Annotated in this window: 9 protein-coding genes and 4 tRNA genes; 3 read left to right on the top strand and 10 right to left on the bottom strand. The window is 59.6% G+C overall.

Annotated elements, in window-relative coordinates; all coding sequences use genetic code 11:
- The 6 genes from AC0Z4S_RS21530 to bamJ all read right to left on the bottom strand — a co-directional run.
- On the bottom strand, positions 1-2984 hold a 2984-nt coding region (locus AC0Z4S_RS21530; protein ID WP_485624507.1), incomplete at its 3' end, for a DUF6531 domain-containing protein.
- Positions 2985-3224: 240 nt separating this feature from the next.
- A complete protein-coding gene (locus tag AC0Z4S_RS21525) occupies positions 3225-3632 on the bottom strand; it encodes an SEL1-like repeat protein (RefSeq protein ID WP_485624506.1) in 408 nt (135 codons plus the stop codon).
- The gene (locus tag AC0Z4S_RS21520; protein ID WP_003223109.1) at positions 3633-4004 is read right to left on the bottom strand and encodes a hypothetical protein; all 372 of its coding nucleotides are present in this window, start codon (positions 4002-4004) and stop codon (positions 3633-3635) included.
- A complete protein-coding gene (locus tag AC0Z4S_RS21515; protein ID WP_485624504.1) occupies positions 4001-4342 on the bottom strand; it encodes a helix-turn-helix domain-containing protein in 342 nt (113 codons plus the stop codon). The genes AC0Z4S_RS21520 and AC0Z4S_RS21515 overlap by 4 nt, the downstream gene beginning before the upstream one ends.
- 112 nt (positions 4343-4454) lie before the next feature.
- The gene (locus AC0Z4S_RS21510) at positions 4455-4910 is read right to left on the bottom strand and encodes a YkvA family protein (protein ID WP_016773733.1); all 456 of its coding nucleotides are present in this window, start codon (positions 4908-4910) and stop codon (positions 4455-4457) included.
- Between the two features lie 293 nt (positions 4911-5203).
- A complete protein-coding gene (bamJ, locus tag AC0Z4S_RS21505; protein ID WP_007950433.1) occupies positions 5204-5920 on the bottom strand; it encodes a BamJ family beta-barrel-assembly machinery protein in 717 nt (238 codons plus the stop codon).
- A gap of 269 nt (positions 5921-6189) precedes the next feature.
- On the opposite strand from bamJ, the gene AC0Z4S_RS21500 reads away from it, so the two are divergent.
- Positions 6190-8001, top strand: a complete 1812-nt coding sequence (locus AC0Z4S_RS21500) for a di-heme-cytochrome C peroxidase (protein WP_485624502.1) — start codon at positions 6190-6192, stop codon at positions 7999-8001.
- Complete coding sequence (locus tag AC0Z4S_RS21495; protein WP_485624501.1) at positions 7998-9167, top strand: catalase family protein; 1170 nt, start codon at positions 7998-8000, stop codon at positions 9165-9167. Before AC0Z4S_RS21500 ends, AC0Z4S_RS21495 begins: the two co-directional genes overlap by 4 nt.
- Before the next feature lie 89 nt (positions 9168-9256).
- Here the strand turns inward: AC0Z4S_RS21495 and AC0Z4S_RS21490 are convergent.
- From AC0Z4S_RS21490 to AC0Z4S_RS21475, 4 genes are all read right to left on the bottom strand, one after another.
- Positions 9257-9333 (bottom strand) — tRNA-Asp (locus AC0Z4S_RS21490).
- A 19-nt stretch (positions 9334-9352) separates the two neighbouring features.
- A tRNA-Val gene (locus tag AC0Z4S_RS21485) sits at positions 9353-9428 on the bottom strand.
- Between the two features lie 190 nt (positions 9429-9618).
- Positions 9619-9695: transfer RNA gene (locus tag AC0Z4S_RS21480), tRNA-Asp, on the bottom strand.
- A gap of 19 nt (positions 9696-9714) precedes the next feature.
- Positions 9715-9790, bottom strand: a tRNA-Val gene (locus AC0Z4S_RS21475).
- A gap of 159 nt (positions 9791-9949) precedes the next feature.
- Here AC0Z4S_RS21475 and rdgC point away from each other — a divergent pair.
- Complete coding sequence (gene rdgC / locus AC0Z4S_RS21470; protein ID WP_471880372.1) at positions 9950-10870, top strand: recombination-associated protein RdgC; 921 nt, start codon at positions 9950-9952, stop codon at positions 10868-10870.
- The last annotated feature ends 78 nt before the right edge of the window (positions 10871-10948 follow it).

Here is a 10948-nt window from a genome sequence, read left to right as displayed (position 1 = left end):
AGGCGATCGTAGTCGTAGCGGACTTTCATCCCATCGGGCAGGGTTTTGACGAGCAAACGCCCGGCCTTGTCGCGCTCATACCGGGTGAGCAGACTTAGCCCAATATCACCAAACTCGCTCTTCTCGAGCAGATGGCCATTGAGGTCGTAAACGTACGCGGTACGCCGCCCATCAAACCCGGTTTCCTGTCGGATCAATCCGGTCGGCGTGTAATCCAGGCGGTATTTTTCGCCCGACTCGTTTTCGATCTCGGTGAGCAGCAACCGCGCATGGTCATAGCGGTACTGCACGCGGGTGCCGTCGGGGTTGATCCGCCGCGAGACCAGGTGCAGATCGTCGTCATATTCGTAGCGGGTGATACGCCCGAGTTCGTCGCGTTCGGCGGTGATCTGGCCGTAGGCGCCGTAGCTGTAGGCGCGCGTGCTGCCCGTCGGAGAAGTCGTCAGGATCAGTCGGCCGGCGGCGTCCCACTGCTGACGGCTGACGACACCAAATTCATCCTGGGTGGTAATCCGCCGGCCCAGCGCATCGTAGGAAAAGCGCCGCACGCCGCCGTCCGGCAGGGTTTCTTCGATGAGCTGACCGAGCTCGTTCCACACCCAGCGATGGCGGCTGCTGTCCGGATAGCGCAGCGACAGCAATTGCCCGCGCAGGTTGTAGTAGTAATGGGTGACCTGACCGTCAGGATCGACCGCTTCGGTGACCGCGCCTTCGGCGTTGCGCCGATAGATCCACACCGCATCACCGCGGCAACGCTTGTAGAGAAAACCGTTGCGGTACTCGTAGGACGTTGGCGCCTCGTCCGGCGGAATCAGCGCGATCAGCCGCCCGACCTCGTCGTAGCGGTATTCGGTGACCGCGCCCAACGCATCCTGCTCGGCGACCAAGCGGCCCTGTTCGTCATAGGCCTTGAGCTGCTCACCGCCATCGGCCGCAACCTGACGCACCAACCGCGCACGCTCGTCGTGGACGTAGACTTCTTCGGTGCCGTCGACGTAGTGCACGGTCACGCTGGCGTCGTCATCGTTCCAGACGTAACGCGTGTTCATCTGCGAGAACGAGGCCCAATGGCGCACGCAGCGCGCCGCTTTGCCCTCGCGCTGCCACTCCCAGAAGAAGCTGGCGCCGCCGGTCAGCTGGCGCTGGAGGATGACGTGGTGGTCGTCGTAGTCGTAGCGTTCGCTGTCACCGACCGCGTTAGTCGCGACCAACAGGCGTTGGCGGGCATCGAAGCTGTAGGTGGCGAGGTTTTGCTCGGTGGTCCACTCACCCTGAACCAGGACCTGATAATCGAGCGCCACCAGTTGCGTGCGGTCATAACGCAACAGCAGCGAACGGCCGGCGCCGTTGTCCAGACGCTGAATGCGGTCGGAGCGATCGCGTTGCAGGGTCAGACGATTGCCGTAGACATCGCTGATCGCCGTCAGCCGGCCGGCGCGAAAGTGATAGAACCGCGCGGTTTCCCCGGCCAGAGCCAGAATCAGTTCTTCCGGTTCATCGCCGAGAAAGATCGCCGCCCGTGACAGGCTGTTGTGAATCGCCGGGCGGGCGACATTGGGCAGGGGAAAGCGGGTGCGGCGATTCTCGTGGTCGATCCAGATCACGCCATCGCCGTCGAAAGCCAGCCGATGGGCCAGCGTGTGGCTCCAGCCGAAACCCAGGCCGATGTCGATCTCGACGGCGCTGCTGCGATACAAACGGGTGAACTCGAAGGTCAGCACACCGTCGAGCACCGCGTCGGTCAGGGTCAGCAGTTCTTCGCCGGTGACCATCGACACCGGACAGCCGTTTTTGCAAGTGTTGGGCACGCAGTCGGCGGCATCACCGTTGGGGTTTTTCGCCTGGTCGGGGGCGTCGTCGTGATGCTCGTCTTTCTTCAACATGGCGTTGCGCTTGGCGTCCCAGCGCAATTGCATCCGACCCTTTTTCACCCCGGCGGCGATGCCCCGCGCGGCGACGGCCTTGTAGCGTTCGACGTATTCAATGAAGCCGTTGATGATGCCGAACAGCGCCTTGACCAGACGCTTGGCGACGTTGAACAACTGGGCTGCACGGTCGGCCAGACGCAGCGTCAGATAAGCGATCCCCGCCCCCGCCCCGACGAATGTCAAAACGACAGCGATCAGTACATCGATGATCAGTTGCACGATCATCATCGACGCCACTTCAGCAGACTTGCCGGCAATCTCGCTGGGCGGCAGCATGTCCAGCCACAGGCTCGCCGACCGTAGCAGCAAGCACATCGCTGCCTCATCACTGACCAGCAACTGCAGCTTTTCCATAAGATCAGGCGCGGTCTGCGCCAGCTTGATAAGGTCAGCCGCGCCGCTGCCCAGACGCTCGGCAAACTTGCCGGGATCCTGAAGAATTTCCGAGAGCTGACCGAGGCTGTCCCACACCCCTTCGATGGCCGCCCAACTGCCGGCGAGCATGCCGTTACTGGCCGCTGTGGCCACCGACTGTGACCATTGCGGCTTGAAACCCTGCCACTCGCTGCGCAGCCAGCCTTCCAGTTCGCCGGTCAAACCGTCATAGGATTTGAACAGCTCGGCGATTTGATTGGAGGTGACAGCGCTGTGCACCAGAACGCGGTAGAACTTGCCCTCGTCGCCTCTGAACTCGCCCTTGCCCTGCTGATCAAGGGTGATCGGGGTGGTCTCGCCGCTTTCCACGTCAACCACGTAGACGGTGATGTTCCCCAGCGGGATGTCGTAGACCGATTCGAACTTGCTCTCGATCTGCATCAGCCCGCCCTGCGGGCACTGGATGACGCTGGAAGAAAACGCCTCGTCGCTGCTGCTGACCGCCGTGCTGCGATCACCGAAGCGAATGATCCGCTCCATGCCCACCAGCGATGGCAGATCTGCTGCCTCGCTGATCTGGTCCGCCCTGCGACTGAGCCAGTGATCGAGCTGTTTGCGGTAGAGACTGAGCGTTTGCGGAAAGCTGTCGAGTTCCTGCTCGATGCGAGCGATGGCTTCCATCAACACACGCAGGCAGACAAGGTGGGCTGAAAAACGGGCTGGAGCATGAGCGGTCCCTCGCGCAAGAAATTAGTCGCGGGAACTGTGCGGGGGATCAAAGAGGAAAGAAGTCAGGCGAGTAGGCAAAGGATGTAGGACTAATCTGCAATCAAGCATCCAGCGAAAAACGCGCGAGCAAAAACGCAAAACGCGGCGTGAGGAAAACCTCACGCCGCGTTTACTTGAAAGACATACCTGGAATTACAGCGTTGAATCACCAGCCTTCAGCTGTTGCAGCTTGAGCTCGGCCAACGGATGCCCGGCCTTAGCGGCCATGCTCCACCAACGAGCGGCTTCAGCGGAATCTGGTGCTTTGCTCGGGGTACCGGCGAGGCTGATCACGCCGACTTGATAGGCCGCTTTACCGTCGCCGGCCAACGCCGCCAGACGCAGTAAACGCACGCCCTCTTCATGCGCGCCCAGCCCCACGCCACGAAAGGTCAGAATGTGCCCGTAAAAGCTTTGCGCGCCGACATCGCCGAGGTTGGCCATGCGCGCGAACTGGCCTTCGAGCCAGTGCCAGCCACGCGGCTGGCGGACGAACCACGACCAATGAAACAGCCTGCGGGCCAGCCAGTATCCGGCCCGCGCCTTGAGGCGCAGAAACACTCAGGCCTCCGCCGATTCCGGGTACTCGTATTCGAAGACGCGCACCACTTCCGACGCATGCCAGGACGCCGCCGCCACGCCATCCGACGGTCCGGAAAAACGCCCCAGACGCTCGACGCATTCAAAAAAACCGGTACGCGGCAAGCGACTGGCTCCCTGACTGATGACCAGCGAACTGCGCAATGGCTGCTCGGCTTTGGCATCCAGTGCGGCCAGATGCTCAAGCGCGGCCGTCAGCGTCTGCATCGCCGGAGTCGGCAATTGCAAACGCTCAAGCAAGGCTCGATAGGTCAGAAGATGGCGCTGACGGCGCGCCTGATCCAGTTCCCCCAGCAATCCGTCCCAATGTTGACGGCTGATGCGTACGCTCACGATTCATCCCTCCACCCTGGCACCGTCAGTTCCCAAGCCAGGCTGCGGCGGATCGCGGCGTCGGGTTGACGCTCACCACTTTCGATCATGGCCAGATAAGACGGGCTGATGCCTACCGTGCGGGCCAGCGCCTCGATGGCGATGCCCTTCCCTTCGCGCAAACTGCGTAGCTGATCCAGACCCGGAAGAACCGGATCTGGCGATGCGGCGAGCGGCACTGCAGGCTGCTGCGCCGGTGTTGCGTTGATCCCTGCTGCTTTCAGTAAAGCCTGATATTGAGCCCACGGCAGAACCGCGTATTCGGGTTCGCCATCGCGTGCAATTATCTGAATATCCATGACTACCCCGTAGGACAACAACACTTAGCGAGTCGGCACTTTTCCCTAGAAGTGTAATCCTAACAGCGGCCAAGGTCGCGGGGGGTATCTATCTACAGGCAGCCTTTCTCAGTCAGGGCTTTTTCGGGCCTTGCAGTTGCAATTGCTCAGGGGTGTCGGGCAGGCGTTCGACCACGGCCAGCTTTTCCGGTTGCTGGCGCTTGCGCCACAGGCGGAAGGCATTGAGCTCGTCATCGAGGGTTTTCATCAGCCAGGCGAGAACGGCGATGTCATCGAGCATGCCGAACATGGGAATGAAATCCGGGATGGCATCGACAGGGCTGAGAAAGTACATCAGGCCAGCGACCACCGAGATCAGCGATTTGGCACTGATCGCGCGGTATTCGCCGCGCCAGTAAGCCAGGCACAGCGACTGCAGCAAGCGCAGATCATCCTTCAACTTCCCGAGGCGATTGCCTTGCGCAGCGCCTTTGCTGGCCACGGCAAACAACAGAGTAGGCAGGCGTCCACGGGCCAGCAGGCGTCCGGCCAGGGGCAGGAATCGAGCGAAATTCCACGGAGCTTTCATCTATTCTTCCCATTGAAATGTTATCCACACAAATTGTGGATAACCTTGTGAACAGAGCTGCATTTCAACGCTGAAAGCCCCGTCTCATAAGGGCTGCGCTCAGATCGGGCATTTTTTACTCACATAAAAAAGCCCAATATTTCATTGACTTGGCGGCTCGGGGCGGCTAGCGCGAACAGCCTCAAAGCTATGACTGTGTTGAATGGCGTCAGTTCGCTCTGTTTACCTTTGCCAGCTTTCAGATGCAACAACGCCCCGCATAAGCGAGGCGTTGCTGTTGATACCGTTGCGTGTTACTTGGCAGCGGCGTCTTCTTTGGCTGGATCCTTGATGGCCAGCAGTTCCAGGTCGAAGACCAGAACTGAATTGGCCGGGATCGCCGGGCTTGGCGACTGAGCGCCGTAAGCCAAATCGCTAGGGATGTACAGTTTGTACTTCTCGCCAACGTGCATCAGTTGCAGACCTTCTACCCAACCCGGGATCACGCCACTGACTGGCAGATCGATCGGGCTGCCGCGCTCGACGGAGCTGTCGAACACAGTGCCGTTGGTCAGCTTGCCGGTGTAGTGAACAGTCACTACGTCGGTCGGCTTAGGCTGTGGGCCATCGGCTTTCTTCACTACTTCGTACTGCAGGCCGGAAGCGGTGGTGGTTACGCCTGCCTTCTTGCCGTTTTCTTCGAGGAATTTCTTGCCGGCAGCTGCCGACTCTTCGCTCATCTTGGCCATACGCTCTTCAGCACGCTTCTGCAGCGCGGCGAAGGCTTCGACCAGTTCTTCATCTTTCAGCTTCTGTTCTTTCTTGCCAACGGCATCTTCGATGCCCTGGGCTACCGCTTTGGAGTCCAGATCATCCATGCCTTCCTGGGCAAGGCTTTTGCCCATGTTCAGGCCGATGCCGTAGGAAGCTTTTTGCGCCGGGGTTTTCAGCTCTACGCTGGTCTGCGAGTCACAACCCGCAAGTACCAGGCTAACCAGGGCTACCGCCGCCGCCAACCGATGCTGTTTCATGCTATTTCCTTGTTCATGCGCCGAATGGGCAATCGAGTAAAGCCGCGAGCTTATCAGGCCGCCACGACCAATGGCTACCGGCATGAGAGCAGGAATCTTCTGATAAGTTCAGGGATTAAAACGCATTTGGGCGATGGCTGGATGAAGCTTCTGTCATCCACGGATGACAAGGGTCGTCGGCGCTTGCCACAGCCTCTGGCGTAATGGCCACTTGCCCAGCAGTCGCTGCTCAGGCATAACAGCGCAACAATTCGACAAGGATGTTTAACTTGCGCCTCTTATTCCGCGTTCTCAGTCTGGTGATCGTGCTGGCGGTAATCGCCGTTGCAGTGATTGTCTATTACGTCGCCAATCCGAAATTGCCCTTCTACACCTCGCCGCAACAGGTACGTTACCTGGACCAGTGGAGCGAAGAACAACGGCAGACCTACTACTTCACACCGCAAGGTACGCAAGTCAAAGGCCTGCGTTACGAGTGGTTCCAGGCACTGGAATTGCCCTTCTCCGAACAGCGCTTCGCCTCCCCCGAGTACCTCGCCCGCTTGGGTTTCCTGGTCGACCCGCAGCAGAAAGCGAGCGCCAGCAACCCGGGCAACCTGCCCGTCGGTTTCGCCCGGCACCAGAATCCCGGCAACGCTTCCGAACACTTTCTGGACATCACCTGCGCCGCTTGCCATACCGGCGAATTGCGCTTCAACGGTCAGGCCGTGCGCATCGATGGCGGCACCGCGCAACATGTGTTGCCTTCCAGCGTTCCTACATTGCGCGGCGGCAGTTTCGGACAGGCCCTGGTCGCAAGTCTGGCCTCAACCTACTACAACCCGTGGAAATTCGAACGCTTCGCCCGTCAAGTGCTCGGTGAAGATTACGACGCGCGTCACGAGCAATTGCGCAAAGACTTCAAAACCTCGCTCAACACTTTCCTCAAAGTGGCCTGGAACGACACCCATCGCGGCCTCTACCCGACCGAGGAAGGCCCGGGGCGCACCGACGCGTTCGGACGGATTGCCAACGCAACCTTCGGCGATGCCATTTCCCCTGCCAACTACCGCGTGGCCGATGCGCCGGTGGATTACCCGCAACTGTGGGACATATGGACGTTCGATTGGGTGCAGTGGAACGGCTCGGCCCAGCAGCCGATGGCACGCAATATCGGCGAGGCGCTCGGCGTGGGTGCCACGCTGAATTTCTTCGATGGCAACGGTCAGCCGCTGCAGGGCGCTGAGCGCTACCCCTCCAGCGTGCGCGTGCGCGATCTGCACGCCATCGAACAAACCTTGCAACAACTGAAGCCGCCCACCTGGCCGGAAGATCTGTTCGGTGCGGTCGACAAGCCGTTGGCCGCCAAGGGCCGTGCGCTGTTCGCCGAAAACTGCGCCGGCTGCCACGTGCCGCGCCAATCCCAAGAAGGCGAACGCTGGGTGCAGCACTTGCACATGATTGCGGTGAATGTCATCGGCACGGATCCGAACGCGGCCAATAACATTGCCAGTCATCGTTTCGACCTGAGCGCACTGCAATGGGATGTCAAAGAACTGGAAAAGATGGACGTCAAGCTGCACCCCGAACCCAAAGAGCCGCTCGATCCGAGCCAACTATCGGTAGCCAAAGGCCTGGCTTACGTCACCGCGTTCGTGGAGAACCGTGCCTATCACGAAGCGCAGATCACCCCGGAAGAAAAACCGCGTATGGACGGTTTCGGCCTGCCGATCGGCGTGCGCGAAAAAGTCGCTTACAAGGCACGACCGCTGGCCGGGGTATGGGCGACTGCGCCGTTTCTGCACAACGGTTCGGTGCCGAGCATTTATCAGTTGCTGTCACCGCAGGATGAGCGCGTAACCATCTTCTATAAAGGCACGGTCGAATACGACCCGCGCCATCTCGGCTACCGCACCGAGCCTTTCACCAACGGTTTTCTGTTCGACACGCGCATCAGCGGCAATCACAACAGCGGCCACGAATTCCGCGCAGGCGCACGCGGTAACGGGGTGATCGGCCGATTCCTGCAACCCGAAGAACGCTGGGCGTTGCTCGAATACCTGAAAGTTCTGGGCGGACCATTCGAGGCGCAGTTGCCATGATCATGCCGACATTCAAAAAAGAACTGCCGCCATTGACGCGCTTCTGGCTGTGGCTGGGACGTTTGCTCGGCAGGACGCTGCTGATGCTGCTGGTCATCGCCCTGCTCGGCTGGGCCATCGCCACCGCGTGGTTCGCCTGGCAGCACCGCGGGCCGGTGTCGGCCCAGGAACAGATTCCCGCAGGCGAAGCGGCGATGACGCAGGACATCATTCAAACCGCAGTGCGCATCGTCGACCAACACCGCGAAAGTACCCGCTATCTGCGTGACGCCCACGCCAAGGCGCATGGCTGCGTGAAGGCGCAAGTGCAGGTGTTACCGCAACTGGAGCAATCGCTGCGACAAGGTGTGTTCAGCGAGCCGGGCAGGACCTGGCAGGCGCTGATCCGGTTGTCCAACGGCAATGCCTATCCACAATTCGACAGTATTCGCGACGCTCGAGGCATGGCGATCAAGCTTCTCGACGTGCCGGGCAAGCAATTGCTCAGCGATAAGAGTGACCGGCATGAACAGGATTTCGTGATGTTCAGCCATCCGAACTTCTTTGTCAGCGATGTCGCAGAGTACCGTCAGAATGTCGCGGCGCAGGCTGACGGCAAGAAGGTCATGGCGTTTTTTCCGACATGGGATCCGCGCTCCTGGCAGGTCCGTCATCTCTTTATTGCGCTGGCTACCCTGTCACCGCCGCCGGACAGTCCGACCACGACCACCTATTTTTCGGTATCGCCCTACAAGTTCGGCGTGGCCAATGCGAAGTTCCGCGTCACGCCGGATCCGGACAATTGCCCGGCGTATGCGCTGCCCAAACAGAATCACGACCTGCCGAACTTCCTGCGCAGTGCACTGAACCAGCAGTTGTCGACGGATCGGGTGCCTGCGTGTTTCGTCCTGCAGATCCAGCGCCAGGACGCGCACAAGTACATGCCGATCGAAGACACCAGCATTGAGTGGCATGAAGAGGATGCACCGTTCGAAACGGTGGCGCGGATCACTTTGCCCGCGCAGGACTTCGATACACCGGCGCTGAATCTGCAATGTGACAACCTGTCGTTCAATCCGTGGTTCGGCATCGAAGCGCATCGGCCGATTGGCGGGATCAATCGCCTGCGCAAGGCAGTGTACGAGGCAGTGAGCGATTATCGACATGCACGCAATGCGGCGCAGTAGCGCGACGATTGTATAAATCGCAGACAGCAAAAAGCCCGCACTAGGCGGGCTTCTCGTGGTGTCTGGCGTTCAGTTCCAGATACCGAATATGGCGCAGCGGACGGGACTCGAACCCGCGACCCCCGGCGTGACAGGCCGGTATTCTAACCGACTGAACTACCGCTGCGCGAAACGCTTGAAACGAATGGTGGGTGATGACGGGATCGAACCGCCGACATTCTGCTTGTAAGGCAGACGCTCTCCCAGCTGAGCTAATCACCCTTCGCTTCGTTACGGGGCGCATTATGCCACAGGTTTTCGTAAAGTGTTGATTTAATTGAATATTTTTCAAAAAAATCTGAAAACCGGTGAAACGACACATCCCGCGGGTACAACCTTGAGACAGAAAAAAACCCGCCTCAGCGGGTTTTTCCTTGGTGACCTGGCGTTCAGTGTTCCAGGTTACCGAATATGGCGCAGCGGACGGGACTCGAACCCGCGACCCCCGGCGTGACAGGCCGGTATTCTAACCGACTGAACTACCGCTGCGCTAAACACTTGAAACGAATGGTGGGTGATGACGGGATCGAACCGCCGACATTCTGCTTGTAAGGCAGACGCTCTCCCAGCTGAGCTAATCACCCTTCGCTTCGGTGTGGCGCGCATTCTACGGAGCACCCCAACCTCTGGCAAGCACTTTTTTAAATAATTTTCCGAGGCCTTCCAAAGGCTTAGAGAAGGGTTGGCCTATGCCCCGGCGAAGACAATAATGCCCCCCTTTGTATAAAGGAGTGACTCACCCCATGTGGTTCAAGAACCTGCTGATCTATCGCCTGACCCAAGACCTGCCTGTCGATGCCGAGGCGCTGGAGACTGCACTGGCGACCAAACTGGCGCGGCCGTGTGCAAGCCAGGAGCTGACCACTTACGGTTTCGTCGCGCCATTCGGCAAGGGCGAAGATGCGCCGCTGGTGCACGTCAGCGGGGATTTCCTGCTGATCGCCGCGCGTAAAGAAGAACGCATCCTGCCCGGCAGTGTCGTGCGTGACGCGGTCAAGGAAAAGGTCGAAGAGATCGAAGCCGAGCAAATGCGCAAGGTCTACAAGAAGGAACGCGATCAGATCAAGGATGAAATCATCCAGGCATTCCTGCCGCGCGCGTTCATTCGTCGTTCGTCGACCTTCGCTGCCATCGCGCCGAAACAGGGCCTGATCCTGGTCAACTCGGCCAGCCCGAAACGCGCCGAAGACCTGCTGTCGACCCTGCGCGAAGTGATCGGCACCCTGCCCGTCCGTCCATTGACCGTTAAAATGGCGCCAACAGCGGTGATGACCGAGTGGGTCACCACGCAGAAAGCCGCCGACGATTTCTATGTGCTGGACGAGTGCGAACTGCGCGACACCCATGAAGACGGCGGCATCGTCCGTTGCAAGCGTCAGGACCTGACCAGCGAAGAAATCCAGCTGCACCTGAGCACCGGCAAAGTCGTCACTCAGCTGTCGCTGGCCTGGCAGGACAAACTGTCGTTCATGCTCGACGACAAGATGACAGTCAAGCGCCTGAAATTCGAAGATCTGTTGCAGGATCAGGCGGAACAGGACGGTGGTGACGAAGCCCTGGGCCAACTGGATGCCAGCTTCACCCTGATGATGCTGACCTTCGGCGACTTCCTGCCGGCGCTGGTTGAAGCGTTGGGTGGGGAAGAGATGCCGCAGGGGATCTGACCCGTTATTCGTGTGAAAGCTTAAAAGATCGCAGCCTTCGGCAGCTCCTACATGAGACGAGTTTTCCTGTAGGAGCTG

Source organism: Pseudomonas sp. 1L-B-1-E-C1 (genome assembly GCF_057291835.1).
This window is presented reverse-complemented; position numbering and strand designations above follow the sequence as displayed.

What these genes read in the sequence shown, in the direction of transcription:
- AC0Z4S_RS21495 (WP_485624501.1), top strand. Translation starts at nt 7,998, where the DNA reads ATGATCATGCCGACATTCAAAAAAGAACTGCCGCCATTGACGCGCTTC.
- rdgC (WP_471880372.1), top strand. Translation starts at nt 9,950, where the DNA reads ATGTGGTTCAAGAACCTGCTGATCTATCGCCTGACCCAAGACCTGCCT.
- AC0Z4S_RS21515 (WP_485624504.1), bottom strand. Translation starts at nt 4,342, where the DNA reads ATGGATATTCAGATAATTGCACGCGATGGCGAACCCGAATACGCGGTT.
- AC0Z4S_RS21510 (WP_016773733.1), bottom strand. Translation starts at nt 4,910, where the DNA reads ATGAAAGCTCCGTGGAATTTCGCTCGATTCCTGCCCCTGGCCGGACGC.
- bamJ (WP_007950433.1), bottom strand. Translation starts at nt 5,920, where the DNA reads ATGAAACAGCATCGGTTGGCGGCGGCGGTAGCCCTGGTTAGCCTGGTA.